We start from the raw sequence: 23110 nt of genomic DNA, 5'->3' as shown, positions 1-23110 counted from the left end.
CCAGTAAGGTTCACATGGTAGACTTTCCTTATCAAGAAAGAAAGAGGTGTTTCATTATGGACTTATTGGAAGTCAAATCCATTTCAAAAACTTATGGCAGCGGCGAAACAGCCGTACACGCTTTGAAAAAAGTCAGCTTTTCCATACCAAAAGGCGAATTTGTGGCAGTGGTCGGTGAGTCAGGTTCCGGCAAAAGTACACTTCTCAACATGCTGGGCGCCCTGGACACCCCAACCTCCGGCAAGGTCATTATCGACGGTAAGGATACTTTTTCCATGAAAGAGCATAACCTTACGGTTTTCCGGCGCCGGAATATCGGCTTTATCTTCCAGGCGTTTAACCTGATTCCGGAACTGACAGTGGAGCAAAATATCATTTTCCCTGTGCTTCTTGACTATCAGAAGCCCAACAAAAAATATCTGGAGGAGCTTCTTCATGTGCTCAATCTGGAAAAACGCCGCCATCACCTTCCCAGTCAGTTATCCGGCGGCCAGCAGCAGCGAGTCGCCATAGGGCGTGCATTGATCACCCGGCCTTCCCTCATCCTGGCGGATGAGCCTACCGGAAACCTGGACTCTCAAAACAGCAGTGAAGTTATCGCGCTCTTGAAAGAAGCATCGAAAAAATATGAGCAGACCATTATCATGATCACACACAATCGGAGTATCGCACAGACGGCTGACCGTGTATTGCAGGTAACGGATGGCGTACTGACCGATCTGGGGAGGTGCCATGAATGAAAAGCTATCTGAACCTTGTTCCCATTTCAGCGAAAGTGCATAAACGGCAGAATCGGATGACAATATTATGCATCATCATATCCGTACTGCTGGTGACAACTATTTTCAGCGGAGCGGATATGATGATCCGGACAGAAAGTATCTTTTTGCAGAAAAAGCATGGCAGCTGGCATATTCAGTTAGAAAATCCGCCAAAGGAAGCCGCAGATAAGATCATCAGGCGCCCTGATGTTACCGCCGTGGGATGGTCAGAAAAATTTAATGATGACGCAGAACTGCCTTATTACATCGGTGAAAAAAAAGCAGTCCTGTGCGGCACCGATGAAACCTATATGACCCGGCTTACAGATGGACTTGAGGAAGGCAGTTTTCCGCAGAAGGATAACGAGGTCCTCCTCAGCAGCAATGCAAAGATTGCTCTCCATGCACAGATTGGCGAAAGTATAACCTTACGCACCCCTGCCGGTGATACAGACTTTATTGTGTCCGGTTTTGGCTCTGATGAGAAAGAGTATTATCAGGGACAGACCTATCTGGTGGCCGTATACATGACACGGAATGCTTTTACCGGAATCATGGAACAAAATGGCATAAAAAACAATCCATTCTGTTATATCCAGTATCAGGATGCCGGCAAGGCTGAAAAATCCATGTCGGATTTGCAGGAACAATATCAGCTTCCGAAGGAAAGTATCTCTGAAAATACGGCGGTCATGGGGATTGCAGGAAAAAGTAAGAATACGTCCATAATGAGTTTCTACGGGATAGCGGCTGTTTTATTTGTACTGGTGTTGTCAGCAGGGGTATTGATGATTTCCAGCAGTATGAACAGCAACGTGGCCCAGCGGACAAAATTCTTTGGTATGATGCGCTGTATCGGTGCAAGCCGCAGCCAAATCATTCGTTTTGTCCGGCTGGAGGCTCTGAGCTGGTGTAAAACCGCCGTGCCTGTAGGCATGGTTCTGGGCACAGCAGTCAGTTGGGTACTTTGCGCGATACTGCACTATGGCATTGGCGGTGAATTTTCCGTGATGCCGGTATTTGCACTCAGTCCTGTCGGACTCATAAGCGGTGCGGTGGTTGGTGTGGTAACTGTGCTTCTGGCGGCTCGTTCCCCGGCAAAACGCGCTGCCAAGGTTTCTCCGATGGCAGCAGTCTCAGGCAATGGGGAGACAAAGCCCTCTGTAAAACATGCGGTTAAATCAGGGTTCGGCAAAATCGAGTGGACATTAGGTGTTCATCATGCCATAGCTTCCAAAAGAAACTGGCTTATGATGACAGCGTCCTTTTCCCTCAGTATCATTCTGTTTCTCTGCTTTTTTGTAGGAATCGATTTTGCAGGCCAGCTTCTTCCGTCTTTTCGTTCCTGGCAGCCGGATATCAGTCTGAACGGTTATGCCAATTCTCTGGTACTTGACCGGCAGCTCAGTGATGAAATCAGTCAGATACCTGGTGTTTCACATGTATTCGGCAGTTCCTACATCAATAAGGTTCCGGTGACCTCCTCACGGGAGGGCATTGAGAATATTAATCTGGTTTCCTATACTGACTATCTGCTGGATGGCTCAAAAGACAGAGTCGTTCAGGGCGATATTTCCACAATCTATGGTGACAGCAATTGTGTCATGATCATCCGCAATAAGGACAATCCAATGAAAGTGGGCGATACCATCCGGATTGGCGAAAATGAGATGAAGATCACCTGCGCCGTATCAGACGGATTATATTCAAGCGAAATGGGCGTAATATGTTCCCAGGAAACCTTTGACCGGCTGATGGGGGAACAAAATTATAATCTGATCTGTATCCAGCTCGGTACAGATGCCACGGAGAAAACCGTGCAGAAGATCAGTGATCTTGCACAAGACGATGTAATTTTTACAGATAACCGACAAAGTAATCAGGAAATCAAGGCTACCTATCTGGCCACGCGTTTCATTGGTTATGGTTTTCTGGCAGTGGTTGCCATGATTACGCTGTTTAATATTATCAACAGTATTTCCATGAGTGTGACCGCCAGGATAAAACAGTACGGTGCCATGCGGGCTGTCGGCATGGACGGAAACCAGCTCACCGGGATGATTGCCGCCGAGACTTTTACCTATGCGGTTTCCGGCCTGATCGTCGGTTGTGTGATCGGACTTTTGCTCAGCGGTTTCCTGCATGTCAGACTGCTCACACATTTCTTCGGGATTCCATGGGAATTCCCGGTAGTCTTACTGGGCGTGATCATTTTGTTTATTCTGGTCTCTGCCGCCGCCGCTGTCTATGCTCCCGCCAAACGACTGCGGAATATGGTTGTTACGGAAACTATAAATGAACTGTAAGGAGGAATTATGTTAAAGCGCAGATTCATTCCTGCATTGCTGCTCGTGGTGACGCTTATGTTCTGTCTCACCGGATGTTCCGATATTGGCCGCGGCTTACTGAATGAGTTAGAAGATAATCAGGAAGGGATAAAAAGTGAACTGAAAGATGGCTTGAAGGCTGAGATCAATGAATGGATGGGCTTTGCCAGCAACTATGCCATAACGAAAGACAAAAATTTGAAGGGTGAACGAAAACTTGGCGTTGATGAATATGCCGGAAGTTATGAAGCATCCTATACACAGTTTAATGGAAAGGAGTATATCTTCGGTGGTACTTTGCTGAAACGTGAGTTCGGCACTGCACTGAAAGCAGCTTACTCACTAAAGATCCAATCCGGTACTGCAGCCTTATATTGGCTGGGCAGTCCTGACAGCCATATCATTTCCGGAGATAAGGAGGTTCATATGATTACAAAAGCAACTGCTGATGATGTTTATGAATTTACAATGACCGCCGGGGATAATTTTATTGTTTTGGAGGGCAATGACTTTACCGGCAGCCTGTCACTAAAAGTAGAATGAGGAATAAAAATCCTTTTGGAAAAACTGTTTCATCCGGAATTATATGGCTTGGCTGTGCGCTCTCCTGTTTATTGCTGGTGCCTGTCTGCATACTTTTTGTGATAATTGATGTTCTTATCGAAATCATAAATACATTCCTGCGTTTCGCAGAGGGGAGAAAAAATAGATGAAGATTCTGGTGCTTTTATTATTTTTATTATTCATCTTAATATGGGTGATTGGGTTTCTGTTCTCACATAAAATTGCTCTGGGGATATTGGTTGCTGTTATTATTCTCTGCCGGATGAAAAAAAGTCAAAAATCATAAAAGGTTAAAATGTCGTAATCTGAAGGAAAAACAAGTGGGGGGTATGTTTTTCTTTCAGATTACTTTTATTTTACTGTTTTGTACAATAACTTCTCAATAAATAATTTCACACTTCCAACTCTGTAAATTTTTACTTCACAGCTCGTTTTATGCTACCAATTAAATTTGAAATTGCAATTCTTCTCTGCATATTTTCTCTCCTCATTATTCAGATGCTACATATGGCGTAACATGGATTTCTGCTATCCTTTCACCCTTAATCTGCCAAAATACTATTGTAACCTCCACCCCGAATAAGTTATAATCTTATAATATAATTCTTAAATATACATTAACACTGAAAGGATTACTGACCTATGCTGAATCTGGTAATCTGCGATGATGAGCGGACACTGCGGAATGATTTGAGAAAAGTATTGGAAACAGAGCTAGAACTGTGCGGGCAGACATTTAAGATTGCGGAATTTGACTGCGGAGAATCACTTGTCCGTGCGCTTAACGACTCTGTGTTTGATATTATATTTCTGGATATAGAGATGAAGGATCTGGACGGCGTTGCAACCGCAAGGGAGATAAGGAAAAGGACTTCCGCACCGGAGATTATTTTTGTTACCTCCTATCCTGACTTTGTATTCCAGGGATATGAGGTACAGGCCCTCAATTACATATTGAAACCATATCAGAAAGAGAAAATCATCTCTGTCCTGCATACCGCCCTGGAACGCCTGGGCAGGGATTCTGAAAAATATTATATGGTGGAATCCAGGGGACAGACCCTGCGCCTTCCCTTAAGCCGGATAAAATATTTCTTCAGTGACCGGCGGTCCGTAAACGCTGTCACAGCAGAGGAGACCCATACCTTTTACGGAAAGCTTTCCGAACTGGAGACAGAACTGCCTGAAAATTTCGTGCGGATCCATAACCGTTACCTTGTGAATCTGAAATATGTACAGTCCATACAGGGAAATTCCGTTCAAATGGCTGGGGAAGAACTTCCGGTGAGCCGTTCCTGCAAACAGGATCTGGCGATTGCTTTTGCAAAATATATGCTGAACTAAGCAGAAAAGGAGCAAGAAAAATGAATGAAAAAACAAAAATGATCATAGAAGAATACGCCGCCTCCCAGACACAAACAGCTGAAACGCTTCTCATGGAGCTTGGAAAAATCCCGGCCCCCAGTCACCGGGAAGACAAACGTGCCGTATTCTGCCGGGACTGGCTTCTCTCCCAGGGAGCCGAAGATGTTACGATTGACGCTGCTAAAAATGTGGTGTGTAAAATTGGTGTAAAAAAAGATACGAATCTTATTGTATTTATGGCACATATGGATATCGTATTTCCTGACCTTGAACCTCTGACTATGAAACAGGAAGGCAGAAGACTGTATGCACCCGGAATCGGGGATGACACTGCCAATCTGGTCAATCTTCTCATGGCAGCCAAATTTCTTCTGCAGAATAAACCGAAAATGAATACCGGATTCCTCATCGTCGCCAACGCCTGCGAAGAAGGTCTGGGTAATCTGGACGGATGTAAAGAGATCTTCCGCACTTATGGCAGTCAGATACGGGCATTTTATTCCTTTGACGGCAGCCTGTCCAACTGCACCTGTGAAGCAGTGGGCTCTTACCGGTACAAAATCACCGTAAAAACAGCAGGCGGACATTCCTGGTCAGATTTCGGCACTCCCAACGCCATTGAGATCCTGTGCAGGTTAGTTGAAAGATTATACCGTGTGCAGGTTCCCACAGAAGCCAGGACCACCTATAATGTGGGCTATATCCAGGGCGGCACTACCGTCAATTCCATTGCACAGGAGGCATCCGTATTATATGAATTCCGCTCCACCAGCCAAAAATGCCTGAAGATCATGCAGCAAAACTTTGACGATATCCTTGAAGACATGAAAGGTGCATTTACCATTGAAACTGAGCTTATGGGCGTACGTCCCGGAAATGGGGACATTTCCGCAGAGGCATTAAAAGCCTTCACAGAAAAAAATGCTGAGATCATCCAAATGTTCTGTCCCGGAGAGATCGACTACAATGCTGCTTCCACGGACTCCAATATCCCTCTCTCCCTGGGTATTTCAGCCAACACCATCGGAACCATTGCCGGAAAAAATGCCCATACCAGAGAAGAATGGGTGGACCTGGATTCCATTCCGACAGGAATGAAGATTGCGCTTGGATTAATGCTGCAGTATACAGAACTGTGAGCTGCCGCGGCTGTCCATGTAAAGCCGCCATTATTTTATACAAGCTTAGGAGGATAAAATGACATCTCAACTAATCTATTGGCTGGAATACATCGTCAATTTCACAGGTACCATTGCCTATGTATTTTTCCTTTACCTTCTGATTCGCCGTTTTCTCATACTCCGAAGTGAAAGGAAGCTTTTTATCCTGGCATCCTTTCTGATGCTGACCACCTTATCCGGACCCATCATATATCCGGAGGAGCTGACCGGAACCATTTCGGTTCTTTTCCTCTTTCTGTTGTATCTGCTGATATTCTTTAAAGGGAAAATACTGGAGCGTGTTTCTGTTTGTATAGTATTGTATCCAATACTGGTGACTCTTAATTTTATAACTGAAAATATTGGTTTCCAGATCTGGCTGGCCAATAGGGATATGTCCCCATTGGCACAGACTGCCCTGCATTCTTTTACCACCTATCTTCGTATCCCTGCCTGGTTTCTGATCTGGCTGCTTTGCCGCAGATGGGTCCCCAGGGCCAGAGAGCTGACAGAACGTATGTGGCTGGTCATAGATATCATCTGCCTCGCTTCGGCGATTGGTCTTATTACTTTTATCTATAACTCTCCCCAGGAGGGAGCCCATACCACATATCCCGCCTGTATCGCCTGCATTCTGACCAGTATAGGATGTCTCTATCTGACTTCCTATGTAGCAAAGACCATCCGAAACGAGTTTGAAATACAGAACCTGAAGTACCAGCAGTCTTATTACGAGGAATTGGAGGAAAACCAGAAAACCGTCAGGAAAATACGCCATGACATGAAGAATCATCTGAGTGTCATCTATTCTTTTATCCAGAACCGAGATTTTGAAGGCGCTGCGAAATATTTTCGGGAGCTTTCAGGAGAGCTGACAGTGAATAACCGTATTTTCTGTAAAAACAGTATTGTTAACGCTGTACTGAACAGTAAATACAGTGCCGCACTGGATAAAAAGATAGACTGCTTTTTCAATATTTCCATTGACGGACTGCTGGGAATCGATGATGTAAGCCTCTGTTCCCTGTTCTCCAATACTCTTGACAATGCCATCGAAGCATGTGAAAAAATACAGGACATCTCCAAACGGCAGATATCGCTGAAGGCGAGGTATGATAAGGGATTCCTCAGCTATGAGATTTCTAATTCCAAGGCGAATCCCGTCACAGTAAAAAAGGACCGCTTTGTAACAGAGAAAAAAGACAAGAGTTCCCATGGATTTGGGGTGCAGAATGTCCGTGATGTGGTGGATAAATATGCAGGGAATCTGGATATTGCTTATACGGATGATCGGTTTACCGTTACTGTTTTGATTGGGAATCTGTAAAAAATGCGCATATCAGGCATCTGCTAAATTAGACTGCTGATATGCGCATCGCCTTTTTCTAACGTTCTATTTCCTCTCTGATGATTTCTGTCGCCCTTGCCAGTTTTTTAATGTTTCCGTCCAGCATATAAACATCTCTGCTTAAAATTTCAATTTCAAGCCCTTTAGCTGTATCCAGTGTTTTCCTGATATGCTTCCGGAATGCTTGTTCATCCAAATTATGTCCTACTCCTAAATAATTAGGACTGATTTTTCTTGAATATATTATCTTTTTGCCTTGAAGCTGTTCTGCAATCATTTCTTCATTACACCAGGGAGAGATTGAGAGCTTTCTTAAGTTTTCAATCTGGTCAAGTCCATTTTCAAATACTGTATGTACCGGCTCACAGCAGCCATAATATACCAATCCAAATTCCTGTGTAAGTCTTTGATAATGGGAAAGGAAAAATTCTATATACATATCCTTTGATATAACCACAGTCTCCTGTGCATTGGTGTTTATCCAAAGGTCCTTAAGTCTGATATCTGTCCGTCCCTTTTCAAGTTCTGTATTCTTTCTTTTCCCTTGAGGAAGCTCGTCCGTAATTCCATAGCTGACGCCGCAGCAACGCTGCAGATTCCAGTTCGGGGTAAGAATCCCCTGCTCTTCCTGCCATTTTGCAAAATTCAGCAAATCATCTGTAACAAACTTCACAAATTCATGTACTTTATTTGGACAATCATACATTGCAATACAGAGATTTTCCATACTCATAAGATGTATCATGCGCTCTGCTATACCACTCCAGTCAAGTGTACGGTTTTCAACTCTGACAGGCAGAATACCATCCAGAATATCGCTGCATATATCTATCTGTCTTTTCATCTTTTCCTCATCAAAATAAAATTTTGATGCTCGAAGACCATCCAGATCCGTTTCCAGATCTTCTATCGCATAGACATCACGATACCCTACATTTTCAACTCCTCCCGCCTTTTTCCGTTCCATCACAATTCCATATGTATCTGAACTGATTGGCGCATCTATAGAAAAATAGTCTTCTATAATCCTGTCATCCCTAATCAACGAGATAGGAACTGTCGCCTGCAGAAGTTTATTTTCCATGAATTGTCCCATTTCACTGCTGCAGTAAAACCGCGGACGGATCTGTTCCCAAAAACCAATTTCCTCAATGACAACGGGAGGTCTTGAGCCGCAGAAGCTATTATGTTGTTTCCATAATTTTATAGCCTGCAGATTCCTTTCTTCCTCTGCATACTCCTGCTGTTTTTTTGCCAAATCTCTCAGATATTCTCTTTCTTTTACTGTAATCGCTTCCATAAGTTTCTATCCTTTCACTGCCCCAATGGTCATCCCTTTTATAAAATATTTTTGAAGACACACGAACAAAACTGTAATTGGCAGCGCAGAGATAACAATTGCCGCCATAGCTGTACTGTAATCATTTTTGAGTGTGGAAAACAATACCTGTGTACTGATGACAATAGTCCGCAATTCTTTTTTACTTATAAAAAGACTTGACATCAGATATTCATTCCAGATTTGAAATGACTGCATAATTATCAGTGTTGCGTATGCCGGCTTTAACACCGGTACCACCACATTGAAAAAGGTGCGGAAAACAGAACATCCATCAATCCGTGCTGCTTCTTCCAGTTCTACAGGAACCGTATTCATAAAGCTGTTCATCATAAACATGCCAAATGATATCCCCGATACAATATACATACATATAACACCGATTCTGCTATTGATCAGATGCAGTGTATTTCCAACAAGAAAAATCTGTATAAATAATGCTTGAGCTGGTACCAGTATTCCTATGATAAAATATATGTACGCAAATTTAAAAAACTTTTCTCTCCTCCTGGCAATGGCCCAGGCCCCGGCGCCGCACAGGAGTGCTAAAATGCACACTGCGGCTGCTGTATATAAAAGAGTATTGGAAAATGTATGCACCAAATCCAGCTTATGCACTGCATTTCTGTAATTCTCAAGCATAAACTCAGACGGAAGGGAAAATGGAGAGCCCATCAGCATTTCCTTCTTTGTCTTAAAGGAATAGCTGACTACCAAAAGGACTGGGAGTAAAAAAAATAGTGATGCCCCAATGGTCAGCAGCTGTAAAAGAATTGTCTTTCCCCGTTTCTTTTGTTTCATTACATCTGTACCTCCCGTTTTTTCAGCCACTTCAGTTGTATTACTGCGATCAACAGCAGTACAGCAATCAAAGTGATGGACATAGCGGATCCATATCCATACTGTCTGCCAGCTATAGCAGTGTTATAAATCTGCATGATAATGGATGTGGACGCATATCCCGGCCCACCTTTTGTGGAGCTTACCAATAAATCATAGACTTTCAGTGATCCTGTGGTAATTCCCACCACGCAGATTGTAATAGCTGGTGCCAGCATCGGCAAAGTGATTTTTAGAAATTTCTGTACTGCATTGGCACCGTCTACCTTCGCCGCCTCCAGAAGCTCATGAGGCACAGACTGCAGTCCTGCCAAATAGATCAGCATCCAATATCCCACCCACTGCCAGTTGTTTGCGATCACAAGCCCGGTGAGTACTGTCTCTTTACTGCCAAATAACATGAAATTTATATCTGTACCCAGTATCTCATTCAGGGCCGGAAGTACACTTCCATAGATACGGAGCCATACAAAGCCTGCGATAATAGCACTTATCAGACACGGAATAAAAATAATAGTGCGGAACAGGGACTTTGCTTTTATGGTACTGTCCAGAAGAAGCGCAAGGAGCAGTGCAGCTATATTCTGTATCACTGTGTTAAGAACAGTAAATTTTATAGTAAACAGCCACGCATCTCTTACATATTTATCCTGAAACAGTTTTATATAATTATCCAACCCTACCCATTTCTTAGTGGCATCCAACCCGTTCCAACTGGTAAAGGAATAGGAAAAAGCCATACACAAGGGTATCATCATACCCAGGGTAAATAATATCAGGCCCGGAAGTACAAGTATTGCATATTGTCCTGCCATGCGCTGGTTCAATGTCCTTTTTCTCAATGGTGCGACCTCCTTTCTGCAAGCCGCTACCTATTGCAGACTGTTATCTTTTCTGTCATCTGCAGCCTTGAGTGCCGCGTCAATTGTGATGTCACCCTGCAGCCACTCAGCGATAGCCTTGGCATTCTCATCCTGGAAACCGCCCCATTGAAGCTGGTTATTTCCTATATCCACATTCACGATTTCATTTGCATCTGCATACTTCTCTATATCATTTCTGCTTGGATCCGGATATGTAGTCTCCACATCTTTGATCATAGGAGCTTTCATAGTAATATCACAGATTTCCCCAACCATTTCTTTATTTTCTGTAAGCAGTGTAAACACCTTATCCACAGCCTCATTTACAGCCTCATCACTATTTTCATTTTTCATAAATGTAGTATCTGCCTGGAACAATAGTTTAGCATCCCCTGTTGCATTAGGATAAGGAAATAGACCGTAATCAAAATTCTCATCAAGAGTGTATAACGTGTCTGTTGGACAAAATCCGGGTGCTTTCATTGCCGCCTCTCCTTCGATAAATTTTGCATCACTTGCTGTCTCTTCGATGGAAAATGTTTCGTCCTGCCATGTATTGTCATATATTTTTTTAATATTTTCATATGCCTGCCGATATTCCGGTGAGTCCACAAAGGAGACTTCTCCGCTTCTAAACTTGTCACCCCAAAGTGGATCTTTGCTGAAAACATCACCCATGGCAAACTGCATGGCCAGATTGCCTATACTCCAAGTATCCACGAAATGTGTGGCAAAAGGTGTGATTCCCGCATCCTTAAATGTCTGGATCGCAGCGTCCAATTCTTCATAAGTAGTGGGTATCTCAACATGATTCTCTTCAAATACTTTCCGGTTATAGATAATCCCCTGATACATAGCATCAAATGCAAGCCCATATACCTTACCGTCTACCGTAACACTTTCTGTTCCCACTTCATTAACATTGTCCAGATACGGCTTACCTGCTAAATCACCTAAAATCCCCATCTTACCGTATGTTACTGCATCTGTTGCTTTTCCTACAATTATATCCGGAAGGCCAGACTGAATATATGTCTGCATTTTTGTATTCAGGTCATTCCAGTTTATCATCTCCCATTCCACCTGAATCTCCGGATAGTTCTCTGCCAAAGCTTCATCAATTATTTCATCCATCCCGGTACCTGAACCTGCCGCCAGCAAAATTCTAAGTGTTACAGGTTCTTTCTCATCCTTTGCGGTACTTTCCTGAACTTCTTCGCCTTTGGTGTCAGTAGTATTTCCTTCATCTTTTCCCCCACAGCCAAAAAGCATCCCGGCAGCAATACTTCCGGTCATCAGCAGACCTGTCATTTTTCTCCACTTCATAAAACAATCCTCCTTTAATTTTCTGATAGGATTATCTTATCAATATTCTGTATTCTATTATTAGGATTATTTTATCCAGAATACTGGTACTTTTTTATCCTTCCAGAGTGCTGGCACGTTCATGTGCTGCACTTTCCCATGCCGCTTTATATTCTCTGGGTCCCTTTCCCGTAATTTTCCGAAACACTCTGTTAAAATAAGAATAATCGTCATATCCCACCCGTTCGGCAATGTCTGTCAGTGAAATCCCCTGTTCCATATATTGAATCGCTTTCTCCATTCTCACTCTGGAAATATAAGACATAAGATTTTCGCCTGAAACCTGTTTAAATGCTTTTGAAAAATACGGTGCACTCACATGATATTTTTCAGACAATCCGGAAAGCGATAAATCTTCATAAAAATGATTTTTAATATATTCCTGACATTGAAAAACTATATCTTGTATAGATTCGCTCTCGTCCTGTATATCCTGACTTTGCTCCAGTAATTTGTCTGCCATCTCTTCCAGCACCTGAAAGACGATATGGATATTATAATTCTCCAGCACCATATTTAAATATTCAAATAAATATTCCATTTCTATCTTTTTCTGCTGGTTTTTCATAACCTCCTCATCCTCCATAAAAATCCAGGCGATTTTATTAACTGTCTGTTTCACCTCCAGAAAACTCCACTTTTCCTTTCCGCAGTCCGCTAAATGTATATCCTCCAATATAGACAATATCTCTTTTCTATTTTTTATTCTGACAGACTGTATCAAATTTCGCTCTTGTTCCGGAGAAATCCTTTTTCTTCCCTCTGTTTTTTCCTCCTCATCAACTATGCCCACATAATTATAATTTCTGTATTCTTTTGATAGCAGTGCTACTTTTGTGGAGAGATAAACCTCCTTGATCTTCTTCCATGAAAAAGTATACCTGCTGATTCCCACTGTGCAGTAACATTTTTCCCTGACAGGAAGTTCTCTGGCCAGTTCTTCTCCCAGCCTATGCATCTCATTCTGAGAAGAATCACAGATAATCACAAACTCATCCGACACATAGATATTATGAAATACAATTCCCATACTGCCTGACAGTTTTTTTCTGATGTACTCCTTTATCTTATATATTTCTTCGTGCAGCTCCTTCCCCTCACTGTTTCTGCACAAACGTGTAAAACCGCTTAAATTAACAAGAACCAGACAATATCCCACATAATCCAGTTCCAATTCGGATATCTGATTTTCTATCACTGCGAAACTGTCATAATGGGAGACCATTAAACTGTATTCCTGATCCTGCAGATAAGAAGAATAACGCAGCATATCCTTTTGCCTGACGCTCTTTTTTTGATTATCTTCATCTCTGTGAAGAATATTCATAGCTGCCTTTTCCAGCACAGCCTCCAGAGATGCCAGATTTATGGGCTTTAAAAGATAGTCTATGGCTCCGAATACCAACGCATCTCTGACGTATTCAAAATCCTGATATCCACTTATTACAATAATTTCTATATCCGAAGACTTCTCCTTTAACATTTGTATCAACTGGATTCCATTTATTCCGGGCATGTTGATATCTGTCAAAATAATATCCGGTTTTTCTTCCTCTGCTCTTTTTACTGCCTCTAATCCATCTTTTGCCGGCTCCGGCACATAAAAATCAAATTTGCTCTCCTCCAGCATCTTTTTCAGACTGTCACGAATCCAAAATTCATCGTCTGCAATCAAAACTGTATATTTATCCATTCTCCATCCCCCTATATCTGCCTCTACTGGTTCTCCTCCATGTTTTTTGGCAGCCATAATTCAGCCAGTGTTCCGCCGTCTTCTGCCTTTTTAAATCTAATTCCAAATACATTTCCATATAGCAGCTGTATTCTGTGATGTATATTTGCCAGTCCTACAGTACTATCCTGGCTTAATGCATCATACTCCTTATTCCAAAGCATTTTATTCATCTCTTCAGTGTCCATTCCGATTCCGTTATCGTAAACTGTAATCACCATATAATTCTCTCTTGGTTCACCACCCAATATTATCTTTTTATCTCCTTCTTTATTCTTCAGTCCGTGCAGGATGGAATTTTCAATTAACGGCTGCAGTGACATTTTGGGTATTTTTTTCCCAAGAAGCTGTTCCTCTATATCTATTTGAAAATCAATTTCGTTCTGATTACGAATATCCATTATATACATATAATTCTTCACATAACGTATTTCTTCCTCAAGGGCAACCTGCAGCTCTTTCATCCCGAGACTGTAACGGAATATATTCGACAAAGCCCTGCACATAGTTGATATCTCAGGACATTTCTTCGCTTTTGCAATACCTCCCATGGTATTTAACGTATTATATAAAAAATGGGGATTTACCTGTGCCTGAAGTGCTTTATAACGAGCCTGGTTCAGTAAAATCTTGGATGAATACTCCTGATAATTCAATTTTTCAATCTGGTCCAACATTTCATTCACAGCTTTTCCCAACTCCCCAAATTCATCATCTGTTTTTACAGAAAGACGAAGTTCCTTTTCCCCTTCACTAATGCGCCGCATCATTCCCGTCATATATACCAGCGGTTTTGATATCAGACGCGAAATACCTACCGATATACAGACAAATAGCGCTGTCACAAGTACAGCAGTGATAAATAAATCCTGATTCATAATTTTCTGACTTTCTTTTAGCAAAGCATCCGGTACCAGGGATATAATACGCAGATTGTATTTTGCCGAGTCTACACTAAATAATGTCATATAAGAAAATGAATACTCTTTATTTTCTATATCCAGTCCTTTTTTAGTGTCCTCTGATACCTGTTCAAAAAATTCTCTGCCTTCCTTCATCACCGTGTCATAAACAACGGTGGGCCTGTCCCCAATTGGCTGTATCCACATCATCTGCTCATCAAATAACCGATATTTATTCATCATCTTTTCCATAAAATGTTCTTCAAAATCACAGACAATATATCCGGTACATGTCCTCCCATTATCTGTAAAAATCTTCATTACTGTACGCAGAATATCTCTCTTCTGTCTTTCATCATAATAACTGGAAATCAACAGGCCCTTATCATCAGAATCTATATACTCCCGGACGGTCTGCACATTATTCCCGGCATCTTCTTTATATATATCAATCGGATAGGAAAGATGGCTACTGGATGCATACTTATAACGGCTTATCAATTGATTGCCTGCATCATACAGATATAACATCCTGAGTCTGTAAGAGGTGTCAAACGTTTCACTCGCAAAATCATGTGCTAAATCTGCATATTTTAACTGCATTTTTTTATAATCGTGTGGTTCCGAAACCTCATTGATATAGTCTCTGTAATTATATATCTGCATCATCATATTGTGCAGAACATCAAATGTATTATTCATCTCTTCTTTCATATTATTGATGGCATTCTCGCTGATTTCCAATGTCTGTTTATATATTAACCTGGATGACTGATACTGGAAAACCAGTGTTTGCAGTAACAAAGCACATAATATCAATCCCAGACATGACAACAATATCTTTCCTCTGACTCCTATCTGCTTTTTTATACTTCTTACCATAAATGTTACCTCTCTAATTACAAAATTCGACAGTTTCCATTTATTATAGCATGTTGTCAACAGTTGTGTTATAACTCAAACGCCAAGAATCCATGTTTATGTATATTTTAGTCTTATAAATTCGAAAATTAACGGTTCAAATATTAAGAATTGGGGAAAGACAGAAAAAACAAAAAATCCAGAGCAATGCCGCCAAATGCATTGCCCTGGATTTTTTAATGATACTCTGTTGTTACCGTCCCGCCCTGTCACCCAGTCTGTAATCCTTCGGAGACATCCCTGTATATTTCTTGAACTGTGCCGTGAAATATTTGTAATCACTGTATCCCACATCCCCGGCAATTTCATAGACCTTTTTTGTGGTGGTACCAAGCAGTTCTTTTGCCTTTTCCATCCGGATACCGGTCAGATATTCCATATAATTCTGTCCCGTCTCCTTTTTGAAGATAAAAGAAAAATAGGTCGTTGACAGATACAGATTCCGGCATATTTCGTCCAGTGATATCTTTTTGCTGTAGTTCTCGGCTATATAAGCCTTTGCCTGGCCGATTACAAGCCTGTCCCTGGCCGGTTCCTCCACGCCGTTTTCCTTCATCATAAGCACCATGCCTCCGGCTGCCCGCTGCATGATCTCTTTTAATTCTTCCATGGAAAAGACATTCTTCACCCTTGTCTCAAAAGAGCCGTCCGGGTAACTCTGCTCCTGTGCAGGTTTCAGAATGCCGTAGACCGCATTTTTCAGCATGATTCCCAGGACATAGCAATAGTTTTTTATAAGCTCCGGATTCATTTTCTTGTGCTCGAACTCCGCGAACATTTTTTCGATGGAAGACCTTACCTCTTCCTCTTTTCCTGCCAGTACCAGCTCCGTGATACTGCTTATCTCTCTGGGGTATTCCTGAATCCACTGTTTTTCAAACTCATATTCAATTCCGTCCCGGAAAAGATTTACAATCTGGCCTGCCTCATGGAAATTGGAATCTATGGCTTTTTTCGCCTGGGCATAGGACTTGTACAGATGGGTGATGGAGGGGTATATCATTCCGATTCCAACACGCACTTCAGGTCTGGCCTCACCGAAGCATTCCTCTTTCATCTTTTCTGCTGCCCTCTTCAGATTGACAGCGAGCAGATTTTCTTTCTGCATCTCCAAATCAGAAAAGACCAGCACCATCTCCTGTGCACTGCGTATCACAGAAACCCCGTCCGGGACATACTCCCGTAAGATTTTCCGATACGCCTGTTTGATTTCTTCTGTCTCAGCGTCCTGAGAGACTGCAGTCCGTATGACAGCCGCCTGTACATTCCGGGTGGACAGCTCCAGCTCCAGACGCATGATCTCTTCCTCCAGGTTTGTATAGGCTTTCCTCTCCCCCTCCAGAAGTTCCAGAAGAAGTGTCTCTCTCAGCTTTTCCATGCCCTCATTTAACACCAGCATGCGGCGCTGTTCCTCTGCCTCCTCACGGGAGCGCCGGTCCAGCTTTTCTTTCAGTCTGCCGAAGACCGCTTCAATCTCCTGTTTTCTCACAGGTTTTACCATATATTCAAAGGCCCCGAAGGAGACAGCCGCCTTCGCATATTCAAACTCGGCAAAGCCGCTCAGAATGACGATTTCTATCTGCGGATACTGTTCTTTCACCTTTTTGGACAGCTCCACGCCATTCATTCCCGGCATTTTTACATCCGTGAGTATCACATCCACGCCGGTCTCCTCCAAAAGCTTCAGCGCTTCCTCCCCGTCTTCTGCCTCTGCTGCTATCTCAAATCCGTTTTCCTCCCATTTGACACCTCTTTTGATTCCCCGGCGGATGATGGCTTCATCTTCCACCAACATGATCTTATACATGATTTCAAGCCTCCTTTTCTGCTCCCATATCAGCTTCTGATGACATTTTCTCCCTGTGTACGGGCCCCGGTCTCCCAGGGAATCCTTATGACAGCCCGAGTCCCCATACCTTCTTTTGACTCATAGGAAAGACCGTATGCTTCCCCGTAATAGAGACGGATCCGCAGATTCACGTTCTTGGTGCCAACGCTTCTGGCCGGATCATAATTGCTGTCCTTCATATAATCTGTCACTTCCTTCAGGCGTTCTTCTGTCATGCCTCTTCCGTTGTCCTCGACCCAGAATTCTACTCCGTGTTCCGTGCGGCGGCCCGTGATCCTAATGCGGCCGCCCTGTTTCATACTGCGTATCCCGTGTTCAAAGGCGTTCTCTATGACAGGCTGGAGGATCAGTTTGATGGTCCTGGCGTCCAGGATATCCGGGTCTGTCTCCCATTGGACTTCAAAATTCTTTTCATATAATATGGCAAGTATCTGCAGGTAACTTTTTGCATTTTCTATCTCCTCCCGGATGGTCACAAACTCCCCGGCAGTTGAGACACAGAGTTTGAAATAATCACCCAGGACGGCGATCATCTCCTCTGTCTGTTCATATCCTTTTTCCTCAGCCATCCAGTAAATGGTTTCCAGCACATTCAAAAGAAAGTGAGGATTGATCTGCTGCTGCATGGCATTTAGTTCCAGCTCTTTGATGCGCATCTGAATCTTCTCCTCACCGATTCTGCTCATATACATCTTATCGCGCAGTTCCCGCTGTTTTCCGATCATCTCTGTCAGTTTTTGTTCCAGCATGTGATGCTCATCGCCGGACGGAACTGCTGTACTTTTCTCTTCTGTGGCTTCCTGTGTATCCCCTTTCAGACCTGCGCGGTACATTTTTTCCATGATCTGCCCAAGAGGGATTGTCAGGCTTTTTGCCAGCAGATACATGCAGGCCGCTGAAAAAAGAAGAAGGATGAGGGCCAGCAGTCCTTGAATACCAAAAGGATTTTTTGAAGAGATGGTATCACCGGAAATGGTAAGTTTCCAGCCATTTCTCAAGCGTATGGTATCCACCGCCTCCGGGGCCGCTGCATCCACCGAGGTCTTTGTCTCATCCGAAAGCTCTGCATCATCGGCAGCCTCCGCATCATTTGCAGCCTCTGCCTCATCTGTAGCCTCTGCATCATCAGCAGCCTCTGCCTCAACAGCAGCCTCCGCATCACTAAATAATACCTGTCCCTCTTCCCCCATCAGGCTGAATCTCTGCTCCTGTGTCCGTTTCAGCAGTGCAACTATTTCCCCGAACGCATCCATATTACATCTGAGGATCAGATAACACGTAATCTGTTTCGGCTCCAGACCGGGCCTCAAAAGACCTGCCAGATACACATTTCCGTCTTCCCCTGTAAGGAAAACCGGCTTATTCGCAGTTATTTTCTCCCCTTCGGATTCCATAAGCTTCTGAAAATAACTAGCCTCCGCCTCCATATCCTGACCTTTTAAGAACACACTGCCGTCCTCTGATAAAATAATCCCATAGTCAAAGAATGCCTCCTCCCTGCAGGCATGGTACAGGATACTCTCTATTCTGGACGCAGTGGTTTCCTCCCGATAACCGCTGTTTTCATGATACAGATAGACATCAGCCAGCAGATCCGGGTTTTCTATCAGATATCTGACTTTCTGCTCATACTCTTCCAGATAGGCATTTAACTGGTTCTGCCCCTGTTCCAGATACATGTTCGTAAACCGCTGCTTACCATTTTCCGCCTGATACCGGCCGCTCCACCCGGAAAAGCAGAGGAGAAGCAGTATAGGGAAAAGGCAGAGGAGGCAAAAGAAGAGGACCATCCTGCGTTTTATGGATAGTTTTCTCAATATTTCCGTCATACATCCCCCTCCTTTATGGGCACCAGAATGTTGATCCCGCTTTCTTCTATTGCTATCCCATAAGCCTCTCCGAAATAAAGCTTCAGGCGCTGATCCACATTGTCACAGCCGGGCAAATCCTGTTTTTCCTGAAAATGCTGTGCAGTGGTCTGCGGCACACCGCCTACAAAAAAACGTATCCTGTCCTCTTCCCGCTTTCCCTCCACATAAAATTGAATTTCCTTTGCCCGTTCTTCCAGTGCCTCATTGATCATGTCCTCCATGACCGGCTGAAGGATCAGTTTCATTACCTGACAGTCCTCTATTCCCTCCTGGATTTTCCAGGAGATTTTGATCCTGTCCCCAAAGCGCAGGTTCTGAAGAAACAGATAGTTCTCCACGCTCTTAGCCTCCTGCCCTACCGTTGTGTACTCCTGCCCTTTGCTGATAATGGTGCGGAAATAATTCCCCACCGCGATCACCACATCACTGATTTCCTCTGCTCCCTCATACTGCCCGTTCCAATAGATTGTCTCCAGGGTATTGTAGAGAAAATGGGGATTGATCTGTTTCTGCAGAGCGGAAAGCTCCGTCTCTTTTTTAATGCGTTCCAGACGGCTCTCTTTGAGTTCCATCTGCAGCACTTCATTTCCCATATGCCCCAGGCGCTCATTCATCCGGTTGAAGCCCCGGATCAGTTCATGGTATTCATCCCTTCCTCCGTCTGTCAGAAGTTCACTCCACCCGTCACGTTCCATAGCTCTCGTCAGCCTTCCGAGAGGTTCCGTGATACTGGCTGTCATGATCCTCGAGAGAAAGAATACCACCAGAAGTCCTGCTGCCAGCAAAACCACCAGAACAGCAGTCTGCTGATAGACACCACCCAGCAGATAAGAATAGGGCACTCCGTTTACGATCTTCCACTGCATGGCTGTGATCACATGGCCGGAGGTGAACATCCTTCCCTGGTCCGTGGAAGTGATGTTCCCCTTCTCCCCGGACATCCGGTCAAAGGCATCCTCCCCTGCCACCAGCACGCCGCTTCCGTCAAATATGGCTGTTTTCCACTGCTTTCCCGCCCCTGCGTTTTGGCACAGCGTCTCCGCATAATCCTTTTTCAGGGCCAGGACAATATTACCGTAGGGTTCCATTGTCTTGGAGATCACAATATAATTCTCCCGGTCTGTACCGATTTCTTTCGGGATAAAGCTCCACAGCGGCCCCTCCGAGGCTTTTGTCCTGGCAAGCAGGGGGGATTCCTTTTGCGTGACCGGCGATGGATAATAAAACTTCGCCCCGTCGGCACTGCTGATCTCCACAGTATCTACCTCCTGGTTCTGCCCGAAAATACTGTTTATCAGAAGGCGCATTTCGTTCTCCGTCCTCTTTTTCTCATCCCAGTCCGCGCTGCTGTAGACTGAAAGCTGCCGCAGAAGCGTCTCGTTCTCCTCCACGGCCTCTATCTGGCTGATGTATTTTGAGAAATGCTGCTCCATGTTTCCGGAAGAAATGTCTGCCATGGCGGCAGAATATTCCACAGCCATACCCTTCATTTCCTCATAGGAACGTACAGCACTGCAGATTCCCAGGATCAGGACAGGTACAATGGATGCCAGGAAGAAGAAGGTCCTCAGGCGTTTTTCAATTTTCAGTTTCCGTATCCGGCGAATCATTGTATGCATAGCCCCACTGCTCCTCTGCTTTTTTATACCAGTGCCGCCCGTCTTCCACGTTGTCCCGGTTCATATAATACGGCGGTATGACCGCGTGTCTTCCCCGCTCATCCTCCTGCACTTCATAGGTATTGAACCAGGTATCCGCCAGGGCATATTCCCCCACAGGCACCGCTTTTCCGGAAAAAATGTAACCATCCAGCATCTGCACCAGCACATCCCCGTACGCCAGGGCATCCTGCACTACACTGCCGTCGTAATACCCTCCGCGGATCTGTTTTCCGGCAAATGGGTCCCCGTCAATGGTGACAAAGATAATATGTCCCGCCTCCCCTATCTTTTTCCACATTCCCGCCTCCTTAAGAGCCTGCACAAGACCTCTTGCCGGATGGTCACTGGAACAGTGGACTGCGTCTATCTGCGTGCCATCCGCCAGAACACCAGTAAGCCATGACCTGGCCTCCTCCGGGTCGCCTTTCAGATCAGCGGAGATACACCGGATCTCTTCGTATTTTCCGATTTCCTCCTCGAATCCCTGTTTTCTGGCTTTCCAGGCGCTGCTCTCCTCACTGCCGTAGCCATGGCAGACAATGCCTTTTGGCTCCCCGTATTTCTCTGTGAGAAGCCTGACGATCTCCTGTGCCGCCATTTTTCCGGCTTTATAGTTGTCAAAATTTATGGTAAGACTGACCTGTCCGCCTGTGGATTCCGTATCTACCAGAACAACGGGAACGCCTTTTTCATTTATCTGCTCAATAGCAGAGTTGATACCGTCCTTGTCGATAGACGCCGCCACGATCACATCCGGGTTACCGGCGCAGAAGTTCAGCATCTGCTGGTTCTGCCGTGTCTGGTCGTAATCCGCCACTGCCTCCCGGAATTCCCATCCCGCTTCCTGGGTATCATTTCTGAGAGAGGCGTCTAACAGACGATGAAAATATGTGTTCATGCTTTTCTGTACAAATGCCACTTTCCGGTCATTTGTCTGCATGGTGTTTGTCTCTGAAGGTTCTTCCCGTTCTGTATCCCTGCTGCCGCATCCGCTTGTTGTAAGGGCCAATGCCAGCAGGAGGACAGCAGATAGAAATCGTATTTTTCTCATATTGCTCCCTCCGTTTCCATTTTCTATTTTATCATACCACAGGTTTTGGGAACAGGAAAACAGACCGGCCCATGAGAAATCATTCTGTTCCCCATATGCCGGTCCGTATTCTCTATCTGTTTATTTTATCCAGGGCTTCCCAGATACCGTTTAAGTATGTGGCTCCCAGTGCCCTGTCGTACAGGCCGTATCCCGCTCTGCCTGTCTCTCCCCAGATCATGCGGCCGTGATCCGGACGGATGTAACCGTCAAATCCATTGTCATGAAGGGCCTTCAGGATGGCAAACATGTCCAGACTTCCGCATGCTGACAGATGTGCCCTCTCCTCAAATCCTCTGTTGTCCTCCAGGACGGCCACATTTCTGGCATGGACAAAGTGAATCCTTCCCATGGCGGCGTATTTTCCGGCCATTTTGACCACATCATTTTCTGCACTGCAGCCCAGGGAACCGGTACAGAGAGTGATGCCATTGTGCGGGTCGTCCACTAATTTCAGGAACTTGTCCAGATTCTCCTCACAGGTGATGATCCTCGGAAGGCCGAAAATGCTCCAACAGGGATCATCCTCATGGATCGCCATATTTACACCGCAGGATGCGGCTGTGGGGATCACTGCTTCCAGGAAGTATTTCAGATTATCCCACAGATTCTCCTCGGACATGCTGTTGTACTCAGCCACCACCTGTTTCAGTTCTTCCCTGGTATAGCTGGCATCCCAGCCCGGAAGTGTCAGGTCGCTGTCACTGGCAAGAGGATTTACCTGGTCTATCTGCTCCTGGTAGTATACAAGGGAGGTAGAGCCGTCCGGCAGCACATGGTCAAGCTGTGTCCTGGTCCAGTCAAAGACGGGCATAAAGTTATAGCAGATACATTTGATGCCTGCCTCTGCAAGTCTTTTGATATTTTCACAGTAGTTGGCAATATAGCGGTCTCTTGCCGGCTTGCCCAGCTTGATATCCTCATGTACGGGAACGCTCTCAATGACTTCAAAGTGAAGGCCAGCCTCCTCTGTCTGCTTTTTAAGCTCCGCTATACTCTCCCGGCTCCAGACCTCTCCCACAGGGACATCATAGACTGCAGTCACAATGGAGTGCATACCCGGAATCTGACGGATATTTTCCAATGTGACCTTGTCCTCTTTTCCATACCAACGAAATGATAACTTCATAATTTTTTACCTCTCTTATTTTT

The 23110-nt window shown here is 44.4% G+C and carries 17 protein-coding genes; 6 read left to right on the top strand and 11 right to left on the bottom strand.

What is annotated here, in order from left to right:
• Window positions 1-56: 56 nt before the first annotated feature.
• The 6 genes from LC508_RS25460 (at window position 57) to LC508_RS25435 (ending at window position 7504) form a co-directional block, all read left to right on the top strand.
• Window positions 57-740, top strand: coding sequence for an ABC transporter ATP-binding protein (locus LC508_RS25460; RefSeq protein WP_033143818.1), 684 nt, complete (start codon window positions 57-59; stop codon window positions 738-740).
• Window positions 737-3067, top strand: coding sequence for an ABC transporter permease (locus tag LC508_RS25455; protein ID WP_103732983.1), 2331 nt, complete (start codon window positions 737-739; stop codon window positions 3065-3067). The genes LC508_RS25460 and LC508_RS25455 overlap by 4 nt, the downstream gene beginning before the upstream one ends.
• Window positions 3068-3076: 9 nt before the next feature.
• Window positions 3077-3631: a hypothetical protein gene (locus tag LC508_RS25450; RefSeq protein ID WP_054350878.1), complete on the top strand. Its 555-nt coding sequence runs from the start codon at window positions 3077-3079 to the stop codon at window positions 3629-3631.
• 663 nt (window positions 3632-4294) lie between these two features.
• Window positions 4295-4996, top strand: coding sequence for a LytR/AlgR family response regulator transcription factor (locus tag LC508_RS25445; RefSeq protein ID WP_103732632.1), 702 nt, complete (start codon window positions 4295-4297; stop codon window positions 4994-4996).
• 20 nt (window positions 4997-5016) lie between these two features.
• On the top strand, window positions 5017-6156 hold the full coding sequence (locus tag LC508_RS25440) for a M20/M25/M40 family metallo-hydrolase (RefSeq protein ID WP_103732633.1): 1140 nt from the start codon (window positions 5017-5019) through the stop codon (window positions 6154-6156).
• 58 nt (window positions 6157-6214) lie between these two features.
• The gene (locus LC508_RS25435; protein WP_033142160.1) at window positions 6215-7504 is read left to right on the top strand and encodes a sensor histidine kinase; all 1290 of its coding nucleotides are present in this window, start codon (window positions 6215-6217) and stop codon (window positions 7502-7504) included.
• Between the two features lie 58 nt (window positions 7505-7562).
• Here the strand turns inward: LC508_RS25435 and LC508_RS25430 are convergent, their stop codons facing one another.
• From LC508_RS25430 to uxuA, 11 genes are all read right to left on the bottom strand, one after another.
• Complete coding sequence (locus LC508_RS25430; RefSeq protein WP_033142161.1) at window positions 7563-8825, bottom strand: hypothetical protein; 1263 nt, start codon at window positions 8823-8825, stop codon at window positions 7563-7565.
• Window positions 8826-8831: 6 nt separating this feature from the next.
• Window positions 8832-9665: a carbohydrate ABC transporter permease gene (locus LC508_RS25425; RefSeq protein WP_033142162.1), complete on the bottom strand. Its 834-nt coding sequence runs from the start codon at window positions 9663-9665 to the stop codon at window positions 8832-8834.
• Window positions 9665-10546, bottom strand: a complete 882-nt coding sequence (locus tag LC508_RS25420; protein WP_052099563.1) for a carbohydrate ABC transporter permease — start codon at window positions 10544-10546, stop codon at window positions 9665-9667. The genes LC508_RS25425 and LC508_RS25420 overlap by 1 nt, the downstream gene beginning before the upstream one ends.
• 30 nt (window positions 10547-10576) lie before the next feature.
• Window positions 10577-11893 carry an ABC transporter substrate-binding protein gene (locus tag LC508_RS25415; RefSeq protein WP_033142163.1) on the bottom strand — a complete coding sequence of 439 codons (1317 nt, stop codon included), beginning with the start codon at window positions 11891-11893 and terminating at the stop codon, window positions 10577-10579.
• A 94-nt stretch (window positions 11894-11987) separates the two neighbouring features.
• Window positions 11988-13625 (bottom strand): response regulator transcription factor, encoded by a 1638-nt coding sequence (locus tag LC508_RS25410; RefSeq protein ID WP_033142164.1) that lies wholly within the window; start codon window positions 13623-13625, stop codon window positions 11988-11990.
• A 23-nt stretch (window positions 13626-13648) separates the two neighbouring features.
• Window positions 13649-15448 (bottom strand): cache domain-containing sensor histidine kinase, encoded by a 1800-nt coding sequence (locus tag LC508_RS25405; protein WP_103731421.1) that lies wholly within the window; start codon window positions 15446-15448, stop codon window positions 13649-13651.
• A 232-nt stretch (window positions 15449-15680) separates the two neighbouring features.
• On the bottom strand, window positions 15681-17294 hold the full coding sequence (locus LC508_RS25400; RefSeq protein WP_033142166.1) for a response regulator: 1614 nt from the start codon (window positions 17292-17294) through the stop codon (window positions 15681-15683).
• Window positions 17295-17323: 29 nt separating this feature from the next.
• Window positions 17324-19165 carry a cache domain-containing sensor histidine kinase gene (locus LC508_RS25395; RefSeq protein WP_146051670.1) on the bottom strand — a complete coding sequence of 614 codons (1842 nt, stop codon included), beginning with the start codon at window positions 19163-19165 and terminating at the stop codon, window positions 17324-17326.
• Window positions 19162-20826 carry a sensor histidine kinase gene (locus LC508_RS25390; protein ID WP_103731420.1) on the bottom strand — a complete coding sequence of 555 codons (1665 nt, stop codon included), beginning with the start codon at window positions 20824-20826 and terminating at the stop codon, window positions 19162-19164. The genes LC508_RS25395 and LC508_RS25390 overlap by 4 nt, the downstream gene beginning before the upstream one ends.
• The gene (locus LC508_RS25385) at window positions 20786-21919 is read right to left on the bottom strand and encodes a sugar ABC transporter substrate-binding protein (protein ID WP_103731419.1); all 1134 of its coding nucleotides are present in this window, start codon (window positions 21917-21919) and stop codon (window positions 20786-20788) included. Before LC508_RS25385 ends, LC508_RS25390 begins: the two co-directional genes overlap by 41 nt.
• Before the next feature lie 112 nt (window positions 21920-22031).
• Complete coding sequence (gene uxuA, locus LC508_RS25380; RefSeq protein WP_054350857.1) at window positions 22032-23087, bottom strand: mannonate dehydratase; 1056 nt, start codon at window positions 23085-23087, stop codon at window positions 22032-22034.
• Window positions 23088-23110: the final 23 nt, after the last annotated feature.

The organism is Blautia parvula (assembly GCF_020215665.1).
In the GTDB taxonomy this organism is placed as follows: Bacteria; Bacillota; Clostridia; order Lachnospirales; family Lachnospiraceae; genus Blautia; species Blautia celeris.
Note: the sequence above shows the minus strand (reverse complement) of the source record. Positions and strands in the feature narration are given on the sequence as shown.